Source organism: Acidaminobacter sp. QWL-03 (assembly GCF_058683855.1).
The window spans coordinates 2,209,098-2,226,749 of record NZ_CM178752.1 but is presented as its reverse complement, the minus strand read 5'-3'; the positions used below and the strand labels follow the sequence as shown (position 1 = coordinate 2,226,749).

General features: G+C 44.1%; 10 protein-coding genes, 10 tRNA genes and 3 rRNA genes. All 23 read left to right on the top strand.

Annotation, left to right across the window (positions count from 1 at the left end; genetic code table 11):
* The first annotated feature begins 12 nt into the window (after positions 1-12).
* The 23 genes from AC4PHM_RS10370 (at position 13) to AC4PHM_RS10260 (ending at position 17,410) form a co-directional block, all read left to right on the top strand.
* Complete coding sequence (locus AC4PHM_RS10370) at positions 13-1,359, top strand: hypothetical protein (protein WP_492017726.1); 1,347 nt, start codon at positions 13-15, stop codon at positions 1,357-1,359.
* A 4-nt stretch (positions 1,360-1,363) separates the two neighbouring features.
* Positions 1,364-1,726, top strand: a complete 363-nt coding sequence (locus AC4PHM_RS10365) for a hypothetical protein (RefSeq protein WP_492017725.1) — start codon at positions 1,364-1,366, stop codon at positions 1,724-1,726.
* 45 nt (positions 1,727-1,771) lie between these two features.
* Positions 1,772-2,491, top strand: a complete 720-nt coding sequence (locus tag AC4PHM_RS10360) for an N-acetylmuramoyl-L-alanine amidase family protein (protein ID WP_492017724.1) — start codon at positions 1,772-1,774, stop codon at positions 2,489-2,491.
* Complete coding sequence (locus AC4PHM_RS10355) at positions 2,492-2,815, top strand: hypothetical protein (RefSeq protein ID WP_492017723.1); 324 nt, start codon at positions 2,492-2,494, stop codon at positions 2,813-2,815.
* 456 nt (positions 2,816-3,271) lie between these two features.
* Positions 3,272-4,150, top strand: coding sequence for a phosphoribosyltransferase (locus tag AC4PHM_RS10350; protein ID WP_492017722.1), 879 nt, complete (start codon positions 3,272-3,274; stop codon positions 4,148-4,150).
* 4 nt (positions 4,151-4,154) lie between these two features.
* Complete coding sequence (locus AC4PHM_RS10345; protein ID WP_492017721.1) at positions 4,155-4,454, top strand: hypothetical protein; 300 nt, start codon at positions 4,155-4,157, stop codon at positions 4,452-4,454.
* 277 nt (positions 4,455-4,731) lie between these two features.
* Entirely contained in the window at positions 4,732-5,754 is a 1,023-nt protein-coding gene (locus AC4PHM_RS10340; RefSeq protein ID WP_492017720.1) for a retron St85 family RNA-directed DNA polymerase, read from the top strand.
* Between the two features lie 1,326 nt (positions 5,755-7,080).
* Positions 7,081-7,157, top strand: a tRNA-Pro gene (locus tag AC4PHM_RS10335).
* A gap of 148 nt (positions 7,158-7,305) precedes the next feature.
* Positions 7,306-8,837, top strand: a 16S ribosomal RNA gene (locus AC4PHM_RS10330).
* A 140-nt stretch (positions 8,838-8,977) separates the two neighbouring features.
* Positions 8,978-9,054: transfer RNA gene (locus AC4PHM_RS10325), tRNA-Ile, on the top strand.
* Positions 9,055-9,396: 342 nt separating this feature from the next.
* Positions 9,397-12,319 (top strand): 23S ribosomal RNA (locus AC4PHM_RS10320).
* A gap of 158 nt (positions 12,320-12,477) precedes the next feature.
* A 5S ribosomal RNA gene (gene rrf, locus AC4PHM_RS10315) occupies positions 12,478-12,594 on the top strand.
* The 16S, 23S and 5S rRNA genes sit together here with 10 tRNA genes alongside, the layout of an rRNA operon.
* Positions 12,595-12,687: 93 nt before the next feature.
* A tRNA-Asn gene (locus AC4PHM_RS10310) sits at positions 12,688-12,762 on the top strand.
* 9 nt (positions 12,763-12,771) lie between these two features.
* Positions 12,772-12,846: transfer RNA gene (locus AC4PHM_RS10305), tRNA-Glu, on the top strand.
* Positions 12,847-12,933: 87 nt separating this feature from the next.
* Positions 12,934-13,009 (top strand) — tRNA-Val (locus tag AC4PHM_RS10300).
* A 42-nt stretch (positions 13,010-13,051) separates the two neighbouring features.
* A tRNA-Leu gene (locus tag AC4PHM_RS10295) sits at positions 13,052-13,135 on the top strand.
* Positions 13,136-13,148: 13 nt separating this feature from the next.
* Positions 13,149-13,223: transfer RNA gene (locus tag AC4PHM_RS10290), tRNA-Gly, on the top strand.
* 3 nt (positions 13,224-13,226) lie between these two features.
* Positions 13,227-13,303: transfer RNA gene (locus AC4PHM_RS10285), tRNA-Arg, on the top strand.
* Positions 13,304-13,344: 41 nt separating this feature from the next.
* Positions 13,345-13,421, top strand: a tRNA-Ile gene (locus AC4PHM_RS10280).
* 3 nt (positions 13,422-13,424) lie between these two features.
* A tRNA-Phe gene (locus AC4PHM_RS10275) sits at positions 13,425-13,500 on the top strand.
* Between the two features lie 103 nt (positions 13,501-13,603).
* Positions 13,604-14,440, top strand: coding sequence for a diadenylate cyclase CdaA (cdaA, locus tag AC4PHM_RS10270; RefSeq protein ID WP_492017719.1), 837 nt, complete (start codon positions 13,604-13,606; stop codon positions 14,438-14,440).
* Entirely contained in the window at positions 14,418-15,680 is a 1,263-nt protein-coding gene (locus AC4PHM_RS10265) for a CdaR family protein (RefSeq protein ID WP_492017718.1), read from the top strand. The genes cdaA and AC4PHM_RS10265 overlap by 23 nt, the downstream gene beginning before the upstream one ends.
* Positions 15,680-17,410: a sigma-54 interaction domain-containing protein gene (locus AC4PHM_RS10260; RefSeq protein ID WP_492017717.1), complete on the top strand. Its 1,731-nt coding sequence runs from the start codon at positions 15,680-15,682 to the stop codon at positions 17,408-17,410. The genes AC4PHM_RS10265 and AC4PHM_RS10260 overlap by 1 nt, the downstream gene beginning before the upstream one ends.
* Positions 17,411-17,652: the final 242 nt, after the last annotated feature.

Genomic DNA, 17,652 nt, shown 5'->3' with positions numbered 1-17,652 from the left:
GCTGCTATTCATTTGCCTGATAACAGCGTTTATCTGTTTGCAGTTGATGGTGGCAGACTAAAAGCACAGAAATGGACGCCAGATCCGGGCGATGTGCCATGGGCGACGCCGGTCTTTGGTGATGCGTTCATCGCCACAAGGGATAAGTCGCTAAACCTTTATCGCATGAAAAACGTCCCGCGCGTCGGCATGTTTGGTGCCTGGCATCAGGACGCTGTAATGGATGGTGAGACAGTCATTACGCCGGAGCGGCAGCGCTTTGCGATATGGGACGCGCTCAATGATATCACTAACTATCTCGAATCCGGTGAGATTCGGATGGACCTGGATAACATTGTGGCCAGCGCCAGCTTTACCTTCAAGAATCCATCTCAGCATCTAAGCGGAGAGACAAACAGCCGAATGACGCCAGGCAATAAGATTGAGTTGTTCTTCACTGCTGGAGACAGTGCGGATTATCCAATGGGCGTTTTTTATTGTGATCGTATCGACATGACAGCAGCTGGCGAAACCATCACGGTGGACTGCCGCAACATTAGTGGGAAGCTGCTTAAAGATCAGACGCTGGATGAAGATAACACTTACTTGCCATTGCCATTCAGTGATGTGCTCGAAGCATATCTTACCGCTGCTGGGATTACTGATTATGATGTACAGCCATCGGTGGGAGAAGATCCCTGGTCGCCTGGTTTTGAGTTTTCGCCGGATATGGATAAGTTGACTGCGTTTCTTGGTATGATTCAAAACTCAGTAAACTGGGTCGCAAGAGAAACACTTGACGGCCAGATTATCGCCGGATCAACCGTGACCTATCAGCCGATCATAGATCTTAACAGCAAGTATACCTTCAACAGGGGATCCGATTTATTCAGCCGAGGTGTGACCAGAGATGATAATGACGTATACAGCCGAGTTTGTTATCAGTCGAAACAATCGGTTACGGAGACAACGCCAGAGACAATCATAAGAGCCTATGCAAATGTACTCCATGCGTTCGAGTGGGCATATGCACCAAATAAAACGATTTATCTAACAGCGCCAGATGATACAGTACTCACTGAGCTTCAAGATCTTGCCGATGCGCTGGCATCCAGAATGGCATACTCCGGGATTGTTGAGCAATTCTCGGGACCGTTTAGGCCGCATATCATCCCGGGCGATGAAGCTGAGATCGTCGCGGATGATGGTACGCATCTGCTTGGTCTGATCACTACCGTCAATCACAGTTTTGGCGCCGGTGGATTTACGACTAGCTTCACTGTCGATAGCGCTGGCGTCATAGGCAAACCACAGCTGCGGGATCTGATCGAGAAAGTAAGCAGTAAAGGTCAGAGCAGCAGTATTAAGCGATTATATTAGCGAGGTGACTAATGTGCCTGAATGGGTCATAGAATACTGGATTAAATACGTCTTTGGGCTGATCGCACTAGGGTTCGGACTATTATACAAGGCAATAATGAAAGAACGTAAAGATAGAAAAGCAGAAGCTGCAGCTAAAGCTAAAGAGGATGAAGCTATAAAACTTGGCGTCCAGGCACTTCTACGGGACCGGATCATTCAGGCACATAATTATTGTATGAGAGAAGGCTTCTGTCCGATCCACGACAGAGATAACATCAATAACCTATATAATCGATACCATGATCTTGGTGGCAATGGCACTGTGACGCATCTGGTTGAGTGCGTAAACAAACTTCCGACGGATGAAGATGCAGGAGCTTGGTAATATGGATCTCCGATCTGACTACCCTCTTAGAGAGGACGTGAATTAATGGCAAAAGTATTAATTGATCCAGGGCACGGTCCTGGAAACGTAAACAAAGGCCCAACCGGATATTATGAGCACATCGGCATGTGGGTCCTATCAAAGCACCTTCAGGCAGCGCTGATCCGCTGCGGCATCACTGCGGCACTTACTAGGACGGAGGATGCTTATCCGGGTACAACAGCCAGAGGCGCTATGGCCAAAGGCTATGATTGCTTCATTAGCCAGCACTCAAACGCCGGTGCGGCATCGGCCAGAGGATGCGAGGTATATTATTCGGCGCTCCGGCCAAACAACAAGAAATGGGCTGCTGAGATCGCGATCCAGTCCGCGCAGCTCATGGGTAATCCGAACCGTGGCGCACTCACAAAAGGATCTGCGGCAAGTCCTGGCCAAGATTATTATGGCGTGATCCGGGCGGCAGCCACTGCCGGATGCCCGCATATCTTCCTGGTCGAATCTGGCTACCATTCGAATCCTCAAGATGAAGCCTGGTTAAAATCCAGCGAAAACCTAAAGAAGCTGGCAGAAGTTCAGGCGGCAATTCTGTGCCAGATGCTAGGCGTGAAATACGTCGCTGAAGTCGTCAAAGCCGCTCACTGGGGCGAACCACTGATACGTCAGATGATGAATGATAGAGTCATTGGATCCTGGCATGATCCTGACGACGTTGTAACCTGGGCAGAACTAGCTGCAGTCTATACAAATATGAAGGAGGCAAAATAGATGGAATTCAACGATTTTTTAAGTGTGGACTATGTCACTTCATACCTCGGATCTATTGTTGTGATCATGCTGATCACGCAGTTTGTGAAAGAGCTGCCGCTGATCAGTAAGCTGCCGACGAAGTACCTGGTGTTTATTATCGCCTTGGTACATCTGATGGTCTTTGTCCGACCTGAGTTAGTGTTGGAGGCGATTGCGCTCACGCTGATCAATGCGCTGCTGTTGACGCTTACGGCCACGGGCGGGTATGACTTTGCTGTTAAAAAGACTACGGTGACATTTGATGAAATCGCGGAACCTGCCGCTGATCCGGATCATTACTGAGACCCCGAGAGGGGTCTTTTTTTTATTGCGCTAATTGTACACATATAATAGAAGGAAAGTGTTTGTGAGAACCTGTAAGAATGTGAACGGAATACACTCGTAATATATAAAAATGCTTGAAATACAGTGTTTTCAAATAGCCACAGTTCTCCAAGCGCTAATTTAAAAAACAGGACACCTCGATTAGAGGTGTCTTTATTGACACAGAGCCAGAATAATTAGTGAAATGTAGTTTTTGAACAACTATAATCTGGTAATAAATAGGGACATGAAGATTGAATAAAGTAGCTCTATTGCTATTGTTTTGATGCTATTTGTAAGTTAAAGTATACTAGGATAGGATATTATTTCATGTATTGAATACAATGATGCCAAAAGACTTATTAACGTTTTAAATGTAATAATAATATGATAATATAAAAATATTATAGATTATAAGTAAGTGCAGGTAGTTATATGAAAAAATTTCAAAATAAAGCCAATACAAAATCGATAGATACCAATAATATTGGAAAATTGATATCAATATTTGAACAAAATTCTTGGGAAATTTCTGAGGATGAATACACAAATGGCATATTTAATGATTTTTGTAAAATGTTAAATATGTATAATGAAGAGCAACAGGAATTAATACTTGAACTCACTAAAAATTATCTTTGGGTAGGGGTGCAAAACTATTTTCAGCACATTACGTCACTATTTAAAACAATTTCTGAAGATCAATCTAAAGAGCATACTAATATTAAAACAATATTTGTCATTCCATTAGTAGCAGAAAAAGATATTGGTAAAGCAAAAAGCTCTATTTCATTAACATATATGATTAAAGGATTCGTCGTCTTTTTAGAGAAAATGTTTGAAGGCAAGAAGATTGTGATTCAGGATAATTACGATTATATTATTGATAACATTGATAAACTCAAAAAAACTAAAATACTTTTAGTTGATGATTATGTTGGAACTGGAGATACGGCTGAATCTGCAATATTGTACTTAGAGGGAAAAGGGATAGAAAGAAAGAAATTGACGGTTGCGACGCTCGTTTCTCAAGAAGATGGATACCAGAAAATCATTGGTTTAGATGTGGAAGTATATTACTCAAAATTGAGGAAAAAAGGCATTTCTGATTACTACACTGATGAAAATGCTTCAGAAATGTTTAGGGTAATGGATACTATTGAAGAACAGATTGGTGTTTTTCCAGAGTATAAGTATGGCTACAAACATTCAGAAGCATTGGTTACAATGACTAGGACTCCAAATAATACATTTCCTGTTTTCTGGTTAGAAAGCAAGCGGGTACCAGTGGTACCGTTTGCAAGACGAGGATGATTATATGAGAGAAAGTACATTGATTTTAATGTTACAATTAGTTAAGAATAATGGATCTATTGAGAGTATTGTCAGACGAGGCTATAGTTATACTCAAATAGCCAATTTTATTAAACAACTTATTATTGATGGTTGGGTAATTAATGATAATGGATTACTAAAGCTTTCAGATGAAGGAAATGAGAAATTTAATGTCATTAATAAAAAACTTAATAGAAACAATTCGAGTTCTTGGATAAGTCCTCAAGAAGAATATAAAGTAGATGGTATAACGAAATTTGATGTATATTTACCACGCAAGTAGTTAATTTCAGCAGTTTCTACACTCATGTTAGACTAAACACTTTATTGTGTGGGTTGATGAGTCATCAACCTTAGATGAACCGATTTTCAAGCCCTGTGTAAGACTTCTTCGCCAAAACAGGAGTTTTGCCTCATACGTCTTACACAACTTACATTGCTTCGCAATGTCGCGTACACACATCCTGCACACACATCGCTTTGCGATGTGAGCACAGGATGTATGGGATGGTACAAGTAATATGGTGTAGGAACTGCTGATAATTATATAGGATGGTAGAATGATGAAATGGGAGATGTATAAAAAGCAATTTATTCAAAGTGCGAAAGTTCTTGGGAAGAATGAAGACTACATAAACCGGAATTTGATTTATGCAAGAAATTTATATGAAAAAGACCTGCCAATTATTTACGATCAAGAACATTTTTGTTTATTAGTGAAGTATGATGAAGAATATGTACATAGAATGTCAAACTCACCTTCACATTTTTATAGAAGTTTCACCATAGATAAGAAGAGTGGCGGTAAAAGAAAAATTGATGAACCTTTACCGGACTTGAAGAGTATTCAGAAGTGGATACTAAATGAAATTCTATATAAGATTGAAGTCAGTCCTTATGCAAAAGCATATATTCAAAATCGTTCAATCAAAGATAATGCAAGGTTTCATCGTGGTCAAAAATTTGTATTAACAACAGACATAAAGAATTTTTTTCCTTCAATTTCGTTGTATATGGTAATCGAAGTATTTAAGAATTTGGGATATACATTAGAGGTTGCAACTTTCATTGGCAATCTTTGTTGTTTAAAGCAATCTTTACCACAAGGGGCACCAACAAGTCCAGCATTAAGTAATATCATATTTAGGAATGCTGACAAAAAATTGAGCGAACAAGCAAAAATGTATAGTCTAAGATATACAAGATATGCTGATGACATCACTTTTTCTGGTGAAATTTATCCGGATACTTTACTTAGAAACATAAAAATTATTCTATTTGAAGAAGGCTTTGAATTGAATAAGTCAAAAACAAGAATTTTAAAACAAAACAGGAGACAGAGTGTTACGGGTATAGTAGTGAATACTAAACTACAAGTGTCTCGAGAAAAAAGAAATAAACTACGACAGGAAGTTTACTACATTAAAAAATATGGTCTTGAATCTCATATTGAAAAAATTAATGAGGAAAGAAGTAACTACCTACCTCATTTAATAGGTGTTGCTGAACATATTTTATTTATAAATCCTAAGGACACAAAAACAATGGAATGCAAAGAATATTTGAGATCATTACTCTTATGATTTATCTATATTAATCAAATATTGGACGTTTGCAATAAGTTATTACTGCGTGACAGTATAATATAAACCGTCGGTAACAGACGTGTAATATGCAAATGACAACTAGGCATTGGAAATGCTGGACCATAAGTTCTCCAAACGATATGTGTATTTGATAATTCCCATAGGTTATATGATATAAAAATGATACGCCGAATTTTTATAAGTAGATTTAAACAAAACAGTAGCAATAATAAAAATACGAAACGAAGTAAAGTCAACGCTTTGAAATCCTGAAATTCAAATTTCGTTAGAGTGGGAATCTTAACCGTGGAGTTTTAACCAAAGGATCTATGATAAGTCCCGGCTAAGATTACTATGTTGTAATCCCAGCGGCAGCCGCTGCCGTATGCAAGCATACCTTCTTGGTTGAATCTAGTTTTCATTCAATTACCTAGGATGAAGCCTTGCTGAATTCAAGTGAAAACCTTTTGAAGATTATAGAAGATCAGGTGGTGATCCTGTGTCGGATGCTTGGTATGAAATACGTTGCTTGAGTTGTCAAACCATTCGCTGTGGCGAATCTCTGATAAGTCAGATGATAGATGAAAAAATCATAACATTCTGGCACGACCCTGACGACGTTGTTACTTTGGCAGGGCTGGCGGCTACCGGCTACCGGTTGTTATGATTTTGCTATTTTTAAGACTGTAGTAATATTTGATGAGATCTCGGATACTGATGAGTATCCGGAGCATACTTGATTGATGTATGGTTTGTAATTATTGTAATGTTCACATCTGATCTTAAACAAAAATAGTGATATTAAAAGGAAGGCTTCTAACATTCTTCTAACAAGTCAAAAAATAAGGCTCAATTAATGGCAAAACATAACAGTTCTAAAAAGCAATAAAAGCATTGCAAACACGGAATAGACAGCATATAATAGGCCTATGTCATTTTTCAATTAGGCCGTTGTACCGAACTTGTAATCAGTAGGTTGCGGGTTCGAGTCCCATCACCGGCTCCAAAATTGAAAAATGTCAGATTCTCTATCAGGATCTGACATTTTCTCTTTATTTCCTTAGTATAGTTACTATGCAATATGTGACGTGATTGTAGAAGCAAAAAAACAACAAAAATAACAAAATTTATCTTTAAAAAGACTTGCATTGTCTTAACACGCGATATATAATAGCAAATGTCGTCACGTGATGACAAACCAGCAAGTTAACATTTTCAATGATTTCAGCCATTTTGATCTTTACAAATGGTCCTAAAGTATGATATATTGTTTAAGCTGACATTAAATGATTGTTAATTGTATGTTAGTAAAAAATGCAATGTCGGGGTGTAGCGCAGCTTGGTAGCGCATCTGATTTGGGATCAGAGGGTCGCGGGTTCAAATCCTGCCGCCCCGACCATTTAACAAAATTTAATTCGATCCTTGAAAACTAAACAGTGTACAACCCAAAATTCTGAAATAAAAAGTCGGTTCTGCTTGGAACCGGCGAAGTGATTTCTGATTATGGAAATAACGGAAGTCAGTGTTACAACTGCAGTTTAAGGATTATGATTAAGAGTTTGATCCTGGCTCAGGATGAACGCTGGCGGCGTGCCTAACACATGCAAGTCGAGCGCGATTAGTTGGACTGGAGGCTTCGGCCAAAGGGAAGACTATGAAAGCGGCGGACGGGTGAGTAACGCGTGAGCAACCTGCCCTGTACAGGGGGATAGCCACTGGAAACGGTGATTAATACCCCATAACCCCAAAGGACCGCATGGTCCAATGGGCAAAGCCACAAGCGGTACAGGATGGGCTCGCGTCTGATTAGCTAGTTGGTGAGGTAACGGCTCACCAAGGCGACGATCAGTAGCCGACCTGAGAGGGTGAACGGCCACACTGGAACTGAGACACGGTCCAGACTCCTACGGGAGGCAGCAGTGGGGAATATTGCACAATGGGCGCAAGCCTGATGCAGCAACGCCGCGTGAGTGAAGAAGGCCTTCGGGTCGTAAAACTCTGTCCTAAGGGAAGAAGAAGTGACGGTACCTTAGGAGGAAGCCCCGGCTAACTACGTGCCAGCAGCCGCGGTAATACGTAGGGGGCAAGCGTTATCCGGAATCACTGGGCGTAAAGGGTGCGTAGGCGGCTGATCAAGCCAGGGGTGAAAGGCAATAGCTTAACTATTGTAAGCCTTTGGAACTGGTCAGCTTGAGTGCAGGAGAGGAAAGCGGAATTCCTAGTGTAGCGGTGAAATGCGTAGATATTAGGAGGAACACCCGTGGCGAAGGCGGCTTTCTGGACTGTAACTGACGCTGAGGCACGAAAGCGTGGGGAGCAAACAGGATTAGATACCCTGGTAGTCCACGCTGTAAACGATGAATACTAGGTGTCGGGGGTCAAAGCCCGGTGCCGCAGCTAACGCATTAAGTATTCCGCCTGGGGAGTACGGTCGCAAGACTGAAACTCAAAGGAATTGACGGGGACCCGCACAAGCAGCGGAGCATGTGGTTTAATTCGAAGCAACGCGAAGAACCTTACCAGGTCTTGACATCCCTCTGAATGGCGCTTAGCAGCGCAGGTCTTTCGGGACAGAGGAGACAGGTGGTGCATGGTTGTCGTCAGCTCGTGTCGTGAGATGTTGGGTTAAGTCCCGCAACGAGCGCAACCCTTGCCTTTAGTTGCCAGCACATTATGGTGGGCACTCTAGAGGGACTGCCGGTGACAAACCGGAGGAAGGTGGGGATGACGTCAAATCATCATGCCCCTTATGATCTGGGCTACACACGTGCTACAATGGCCGGTACAACGAGAAGCGAAACCGCGAGGTGAAGCAAATCTTTTAAAGCCGGTCCCAGTTCGGATTGCAGGCTGAAACTCGCCTGCATGAAGTTGGAGTTGCTAGTAATCGCGGATCAGCATGCCGTGGTGAATGCGTTCCCGGGTCTTGTACACACCGCCCGTCACACCATGGAAGTTGGGGGGACCCGAAGCCAGTGATCCAACCGCAAGGAGGAAGCTGTCGAAGGTAAAACCAATGACTGGGGTGAAGTCGTAACAAGGTAGCCGTATCGGAAGGTGCGGCTGGATCACCTCCTTTCTAAGGAGAAAATTGGGGTACACTGTTTAGTTTTGAGGGATTGATGAAAATCAATTTCTTGAAAACATCATATTGAAGCAAACTTGATGAGGAGAGCGCCGTTAATTCAGTGTTCGAGACAACTGGTTTTGCGATATCTTGGGCGTGTAGCTCAGGTGGTTAGAGCGCACGCCTGATAAGCGTGAGGTCGATGGTTCGAGTCCATCCATGCCCACCAAGTTAGCTTTTTGCGAATGCGCGGCATTAAGCGCTGAGCAAAAAGCGGTTTTTCACCGCCAGGTGAAAAAAACTACCATGCACTTCTTTAATAAAGATTGTATGGTCTAAAAAACGGTTGCTTATGCAGCCACAAAGCAAAAGTTCAGGAGGAGCCACTGGTTAGATAGTTTTTTTCACCTAAGGTGAAAAAACGTATTTTACTCAGCGATTAATACCTCGCTTCGCAAAATACTAACGAAGCGGCGAAGAGTGAAGCTTTTGCGCCTCGCACCTTGAAAACTGCATATGGAAGAAAACGAAGAAATATCGAGGATAAACCCATGACGAGAGATCGTCATATGATCAAGCAATAAAGAGCATAGGGTGGATGCCTTGGCACCAGACGCCGATGAAGGACGTGGTAAGCTGCGAAAAGCTGCGGGGAGTTGCAAGCAAACCTTGATCCGCAGATGTCCGAATGGGGAAACCCATCTGCCGTAGTGGGCAGATATCCGTACATGAATACATAGTGTGCGGAAGGGAGACTCGGGGAACTGAAACATCTAAGTACCCGAAGGAAGAGAAAGAAAGTATCGATTTTCTGAGTAGCGGCGAGCGAAAGGGAAACAGCCCAAACCGAGGCCTACGGGCGTCGGGGTTGCGGACGAGCCATAGAGTAAGAGGTAACCTAGTCAAAGAGTGCTGGAAAGCGCTGCCGTAGAGGGTGATAGCCCCGTAGACGAAAGGTGAAGACTGAAAGAGCTCGATCCAGAGTACCACGGGACACGTGAAATCCTGTGGGAAGCAGGGAGGACCATCTCCCAAGGCTAAATACGATCTGGTGACCGATAGCGCATAGTACCGTGAGGGAAAGGTGAAAAGAACCCCGGGAGGGGAGTGAAATAGAACCTGAAACCCTATGTTTACAAGCAGTGGAAGCGCCTGAAGATGCGCGACCACGTACTTTTTGTAGAACGGGCCAACGAGTTACGTTACGCAGCAAGGTTAAGTGCTTAAGGTACGGAGCCGAAGCGAAAGCGAGTCTGAATAGGGCGAAAGTTGTGTGACGTAGACCCGAAACCGGGTGACCTATCCATGAGCAGAGTGAAGCAAAAGTAAAATTTTGTGGAGGCTCGAACCCATGTCTGTTGAAAAAGGCTGGGATGACTTGTGGATAGCGGAGAAATTCCAATCGAACTCGGAGATAGCTGGTTCTCCCCGAAATAGCTTTAGGGCTAGCCTTAAAGAATGAGACACGGAGGTAGAGCACTGAATGGCCTAGGGGCTTTCACCGGCTACCGAAGCTTATCAAACTCCGAATGCCGTGATCTTAACTTTAGGAGTCAGACCATGTGTGATAAGATTCATGGTCGAAAGGGAAACAGCCCAGACCGTCAGCTAAGGTCCCAAAATGCAGGTTAAGTGGAAAAGGATGTGGAATTGCACAGACAACTAGGATGTTGGCTTAGAAGCAGCCATACATTTAAAGAGTGCGTAATAGCTCACTAGTCGAGTGGTTCTGCGCCGAAAATGTCCGGGGCTAAAACCTGCTACCGAAGCTACGGCTTGATGCTATGCATCAGGGGTAGGGGAGCATTGTGTAAGGGCAGAAGGTATACCGAAAGGCGTGCTGGACATTACACAAGAGAGAATGTTGGCATGAGTAGCGAGAGGCAGGTGAGAATCCTGCCCGCCGAAAATCTAAGGTTTCCTGGGGAAGGTTCGTCCGCCCAGGGTAAGTCAGGACCTAAGCTGAGGACGAAAGTCGTAGGCGATGGACAACAGGTGAAGAGTCCTGTACCGCCAAATAGCGTTTGAGAGATGGAGTGACGCAGGAGGATAGGCAGAGCGCACGGTTGGAAGAGTGCGTCCAAGGGCGAAGTCTGTACGGGGAGGCAAATCCCCCTGTATAAGGATGACGCTTGATGGGGAGTGAAACTAAGTAACGAAGCTGCTGATTTCAGACTGACAAGAAAAGCTTCTATCGAGTTATAAGGCGCCTGTACCGCAATCCGACACAGGTAGATGAGTAGAGAATACTAAGGCGAGCGAGAGAACCATTGTTAAGGAACTCGGCAAAATAACCCCGTAACTTCGGGAGAAGGGGTGCCCCAGACGGTGTCAAAGCCGACTGGGGCCGCAGAAAACAGGCCCAAGCGACTGTTTAACAAAAACACAGGTCTCTGCTAAATCGAAAGATGATGTATAGGGGCTGACGCCTGCCCGGTGCTGGAAGGTTAAGAGGAAGTGTCAGAGCGATCGAAGCACTGAATTGAAGCCCCAGTAAACGGCGGCCGTAACTATAACGGTCCTAAGGTAGCGAAATTCCTTGTCGGGTAAGTTCCGACCCGCACGAAAGGCGTAACGATTTGGGCACTGTCTCAACAATGGACTCGGTGAAATTGTAGTATGGGTAAAGATGCCCATTACCCGCAGCAGGACGGAAAGACCCCGTGGAGCTTTACTGTAGCTTGGCACTGAACATTGGTATTGGATGTACAGGATAGGTGGGAGACTAAGAGGCATGGACGCCAGTCTGTGCGGAGTCGACGTTGGGATACCACCCTTTCAATATCGCTGTTCTAACCCGAAGCCGTGATCCGGCTTGGGGACACTGCCAGGTGGGCAGTTTGACTGGGGCGGTCGCCTCCCAAAATGTAACGGAGGCGCTCAAAGGTTCCCTCAGTGCGGTTGGAAATCGCGCGAAGAGTGCAAAGGCAAAAGGGAGCTTGATTGCGAGACAGACAAGTCGAGCAAGTACGAAAGTAGGACTTAGTGATCCGGCGGTACCGAATGGAAGGGCCGTCGCTCAACGGATAAAAGCTACCCCGGGGATAACAGGCTTATCTCCCCCAAGAGTCCACATCGACGGGGAGGTTTGGCACCTCGATGTCGGCTCGTCTCATCCTGGGGCTGAAGTAGGTCCCAAGGGTTGGGCTGTTCGCCCATTAAAGAGGCACGCGAGCTGGGTTCAGAACGTCGTGAGACAGTTCGGTCCCTATCCGCTGTGGGCGCAGGAAATTTGAGAGGCGCTGTCCTTAGTACGAGAGGACCGGGATGGACGCACCGCTGGTGTATCGGTTGTTCCGCCAGGAGCACGGCCGAGTAGCTATGTGCGGCAGGGATAAGCGCTGAAGGCATCTAAGCGCGAAGCCCCCCTCAAGATGAGATTTCCCATTCGAAAGAAGTAAGACCCCTGATAGACTAACAGGTTGATAGGTCTGAGGTGTAAGAGCGGTAACGCTTTCAGCTGACAGATACTAATAGGTCGAGGGCTTGATCAAGGTTTACAAATCGATATTAGAGTAATCTTCCGTATGCGGTTTTGAAGGTGTGAATCATACTTTCAATGTGAGACAAGAGATCAAGGAAGTTTTTTTCACCTTTGGTGAAAAACCGCTCCTCGAACGCGCAGCAGAGCTGTGCTGCCTCTCGTCGCTAACCTGGTGACTATAGAGAAAGGGCCACACCTGTTCCCATCTCGAACACAGAAGTTAAGCCTTTCATCGCTGATGGTACTTGGGGGGCAGCCCCCTGGGAGAGTAAGTCGTCGCCGGGTAAATGGTGAATCTGATTGAAGACTTCGGTCTTCAATCAGAAACTCCAAGATTTGCAGCTAAAACGCTAAAACGTTACTTCTGGTAACTCACGTTCCAAGGTAGCTCAATGGTGGAGCAACCGGCTGTTAACCGGTAGGTTGTGGGTTCGAGCCCCACCCTTGGAGCCATCAAATTTTGGCCCCTTGGTCAAGCGGTCAAGACACCGCCCTTTCACGGCGGTAACAGGGGTTCGATTCCCCTAGGGGTCACCAAGTTGTTTTTTTAGCGAATGCGGGGCACTAGCCGCTGAGGTAAAAACGGTTTTTCTACGAAGAATAAAAAATACTTTCTCACATTATGGGAGCTTAGCTCAGCTGGTAGAGCACCTGCTTGACGTGCAGGTGGTCACAGGTTCAAGTCCTGTAGCCCCCACCAAAGTACCTTTTAAAGTATTTAAGGAAATATAATGCTGCACATGCGGGTGTGGCGGAATTGGCAGACGCGCTAGACTTAGGATCTAGTGTCCAGTACGTGGGGGTTCAAGTCCCTCCACCCGCACCAAGTAACACCCTATGCGGAAGTGGCTCAGAGGTAGAGCATCGCCTTGCCAAGGCGAGGGTCGCGAGTTCGAATCTCGTCTTCCGCTCCATTTGCGTTCGTAGCTCAGTTGGATAGAGCAACGGCCTTCTAAGCCGTGGGTCGGGGGTTCGAATCCCTCCGGACGCACCATTTTTAAATAGATGCGTTTCATTGCGAAATGCATAGATTGTGGGCCATTAGCTCAATTGGTTAGAGCATCCGGCTCATAACCGGCAGGTCCGGGGTTCGAGTCCCTGATGGCCCACCATATGCCCAGATAGCTCAGTCGGTAGAGCAGAGGACTGAAAATCCTCGTGTCGCTGGTTCGATTCCGGCTCTGGGCACCACAATTTATTAAAACTGGGTTTGTCCCAGTTTTTTTTATTTTTTTGAAAGTTGCTAAAACTATTGTATACTAGAAGTAATGTAAACAAAGTGAGGTGACCCTTTATGGATTCAATCATCAATATATTCGCGAGCATGCGAATTATGGACGTTATAGATATTGCCATAGTAGCCTATGTTTTTTATAAAATATTTATGTTAATAAGGGAGACTAGGGCGGAACAGTTAATTAAAGGCTTGGTAGTACTGCTGGTCATCATGAAGTTATCAGAATGGGCAAAATTGTATGTCGTCCATTTTATTTTATTGAATACTATGACGCTGGGACTAATCGCATTGATTATTGTTTTCCAGCCTGAGTTAAGACGCGCGTTAGAATATATTGGAAGGAACAAAATATTCTTTGCCAAAATGGCCGAAGAGCAGGAGGAGGCCCTTAACCGCACTATTCATGAACTTGTAAGCGCAGTTGTCAGCCTTTCCAGAGAACAGATTGGTGCCTTAATTGTAATGGAAAGACAAACAGGGTTAAATGAAATCGCTTCGACAGGTGTAAAAATTGATGCGGAGATCACAAGTGGACTTTTAATTAATATATTTATTCCAAACACACCTCTGCATGACGGCTCCGTTATAATCAGAAAGGACAGGATTCTCGCAGCAGGTTGCTTTTTGCCGCTGTCTGCCAATCAAACGATCAGCAAGGAGCTTGGAACTCGCCATAGAGCTGCTCTGGGCATTGCTGAACAGTCGGATGCTTTGGTAGTCATAGTGTCAGAAGAAACAGGCACCATTTCTGTCGCTCTGAACGGGAAATTATCACGATACTTGGACGCCAATACTTTAACCAGCGTTATTAAGAAAGCATATTCTGAAGAAGAACAGCCAGCTATTATGAAGCGGCGCTGGAGGTTAAATCATGAACTTATTAAAAAGAATTGATGGTTGGAAACAGAGCCCCAAATATTCCAAGTTTCAGAGGAATATAACCCCAAAACTATTGGCAATCCTATTTGCTGTTTTATTTTGGCTCTATGTCATGGATCAGGTAAATCCTGAAATGATCAAGACTATTCCCGACGTTAAAGTTGAGTTATTGAATATAGAGAATGCACAGAATGAAGGTTTAGTCATGATGGGCGAGAAAGAATTCTATGTAGATGTAAAGCTTAAAGGGCGTCGCAGCGAGGTCATAAAGGTAACATCAAACGATCTGCTGGTAACTGCAGATCTTGAAGGTTTTAAAAAGGGAACGAATAATGTTATGCTGAGTTCAAAAATATTTGTAGCCAATGTTACTATTGAAAGTCTATCAATGAATTCAATTAAAATTTCATTGGATCGAATTGTCGAAGTTGCGAAAAAAGTGAAGATAGATTATGTGGGCACCATTGCTGAGAACTACACTACCGGTGATTTATCCATAGCACCGGAAGAGATCCTGGTCAAGGGGCCAGAAAGTCTCGTAAATAATATCTCTTCACTCCGTGGTGAATTGGATCTTACAGAGGTTTCTGATCAATTGATTAAAGAAATCCCTGTTACAGCCATTGATCTGGAAGGCAATCCTGTTAATGGTGTTGAGCTTGGCAGAAGTTACGTAACCGTTCAACTTGGAATTTTTAAACTTTCCAATGTTCCAGTTGAGGTCATGCTACGTGGAGTGGTGGCAAATGGCTACAAACTAGTTAAGACAGAAGTTCTTCCAGCGCTGGTGACTATACGTGGCGAAGATGCTCTGATTTCAACCATTGAGAAAGTTAGTACGGAAGAGATTGATATATCAGGTATGACTGAAACATTTGAAAGGGAAGTCGTCCTGAAGTTGCCGGAGGGCGTATCGGCGCCTTTTGCTGAAGAATCAATCAATATTAAGTTCCATATTGAACCCATAATGGTAGGGTCGTTGGAATTCAATTCAGATGAAATCGTTATTGATAATTTGGATCCTGAAATGGCTTATGAGGTGCTCAGTCCAGCGAGCAATGTGTATGTAGCTTATGTTCGTGATGTCGAGAGCGTTATCGAAGGATTGAACAAGGAGAATTTTAAAATTTCTGTAGATGCGGATGGTGTGGAAGAAGGTGACCATCGGCTGCCTTTGAAATATTTTTCAGAGGGATCGCATGATTCAGTGGAACTTTCCCCTGATACGCTGTTGGTTCGAGTCACCCGGAGGTGATGAATAAAATCATGGAACGTGAAATTGAAATGATACTCGACTCCACTCACGATGCCATGATCGCGGTAGATAGAGTGGGCAGAATTACATTATTCAATAAGGCGGCCGGTTTGCTGACTCAAAAGAATCCTTTAAATGCCATTGGAAAGCCGGTTGATGAAATCATTGAGAATACACGTTTACCCTGGATTCTCAGAACGGGGTTAAGCGAGTTGAATCAGAAGCAGCCGCTGGGCGATATCACAATCATTACAAACCGGATGCCGGTGATGAATGAACGTGGGGAGGTTGTTGGAGCGATTGCAGTTTTCAGGGATATTACTGAAGTTCAAGAATTGGCTGAGGAAATTACAAATCTGAAAGAAATCCGTGGGATGCTTGAAGCGATCTTCAATTCAACTCAAGATGCCATTTCGGTGGTGGATCAAAATGGCATCGGCGTCATGATTAATCCGGCTTATACGCATATTACCGGCTACACGAGTAAAGATGTCATTGGAAAAATGTGCACTGTCGACTTCAGCGAGGGCGAAAGCGTGCATTTAAAAGTTTTGGCAACAGGTAAAGCCGTGAAAGGCGCCCGACTGAAAGTGGGTGTCAACCGAAAAGAGGTTTTGGTGGAAGCTGCTCCAATTATGGTAGGGGAAGCACTTCGCGGCAGTGTTGCAGTAATTCATGACCTGTCAGAAATAAACAGACTGATATTGGAACTCGATCAAGCAAAGCAACTCATACGGAATCTGGAAGCCAAATATACGTTTTCTGATATTAAGGGAAAGCATAGTACGATCCTGAATGCTATAGAAAAAGCGAAGCTCGCTGCGGTTACGCCTGCGACAGTTGTTCTGCGGGGTGAGAGTGGGACGGGAAAAGAATTGTTTGCCCACGCTATTCATAATGCGAGTGACCGACGGTATTCTCAATTTGTGAGGGTGAATTGTGCTGCTATAAGCGAAACAATTTTAGAGAGCGAATTATTTGGATATGATGAGGGCGCGTTCACTGGTGCAAGTAAAGGTGGAAAGAAAGGTCTGTTTGAACGCGCGCATGGTGGGACACTATTTCTTGATGAAATTGGTGAAATAAGCCTGAGCATGCAGACAAAACTTCTGCGGGTCCTTCAGGAAAAAGAAATTGTACGAGTTGGTGGGACAAAAGCCATTCCAATTGATGTCAGAGTGATTTCAGCTACAAACCTCGATTTGGAGAAAGCGGTGGAGCAAGGGCGATTCAGGAAGGATTTATATTATAGGATTCATGTATTCCCAATTTCGATCCCTCCCTTGAAGGATCATAAAGAAGACGTAAGGGAGCTTGCTGAATTTTTCATAGTGAAATATAATCAGGAATTTGGAAGAAATGTCAGCGATCTGTCTAATGAAGCCATTAAAGTGATGCTGGATTATGATTGGCCAGGGAACGTGCGTGAACTTGAGAATTTCATAGGTCGTGCATTGATTAATATGAAAATCACAGAGACTGTAATTTTGAAGCGTCATTTGCCAAACCTTGAGTTCTCTGGCCCGGATGTTCACTCGGCTGCAGTGGAAGAAATTCAAATCGCCTCGAATTTTCAGACGACCACATTGTCAGACATTGTGGAAAAGGCAGAGAAGCAAGCGATCTCGGAAGCACTCGAGGCAACGGGTGGCAATCGTGAGCACACCGCCAAACTGCTGGATATATCATTAAGAACTCTTTATTACAAGATCCAAAAATATCAGATTTAATGCAAAATGGGAACGGAGCAAAAGGAGACAAGTGCAATAACTTGCACTTAAAATCAGATGTTGCAAAAAGTTGCATGCTAATATTTGCATTCGTGTGCAATGCACATTTAACGAGCAAAAATAAGACTAGAGTAATGCCTGAAAGCCAGGGATACCAGTACTTTCAAAAGTATGGTCCAACTGGCTTTTTATTAATTTTTGGCATGGGAATTGCGTATTGTATTTGTGTATGCCAAAGGGGA

What these genes read in the sequence shown, in the direction of transcription:
- AC4PHM_RS10350 (WP_492017722.1), top strand. Translation starts at nt 3,272, where the DNA reads ATGAAAAAATTTCAAAATAAAGCCAATACAAAATCGATAGATACCAAT.
- AC4PHM_RS10265 (WP_492017718.1), top strand. Translation starts at nt 14,418, where the DNA reads ATGAACTTATTAAAAAGAATTGATGGTTGGAAACAGAGCCCCAAATAT.
- cdaA (WP_492017719.1), top strand. Translation starts at nt 13,604, where the DNA reads ATGGATTCAATCATCAATATATTCGCGAGCATGCGAATTATGGACGTT.
- AC4PHM_RS10360 (WP_492017724.1), top strand. Translation starts at nt 1,772, where the DNA reads ATGGCAAAAGTATTAATTGATCCAGGGCACGGTCCTGGAAACGTAAAC.
- AC4PHM_RS10260 (WP_492017717.1), top strand. Translation starts at nt 15,680, where the DNA reads ATGAATAAAATCATGGAACGTGAAATTGAAATGATACTCGACTCCACT.
- AC4PHM_RS10355 (WP_492017723.1), top strand. Translation starts at nt 2,492, where the DNA reads ATGGAATTCAACGATTTTTTAAGTGTGGACTATGTCACTTCATACCTC.
- AC4PHM_RS10340 (WP_492017720.1), top strand. Translation starts at nt 4,732, where the DNA reads ATGATGAAATGGGAGATGTATAAAAAGCAATTTATTCAAAGTGCGAAA.
- AC4PHM_RS10345 (WP_492017721.1), top strand. Translation starts at nt 4,155, where the DNA reads ATGAGAGAAAGTACATTGATTTTAATGTTACAATTAGTTAAGAATAAT.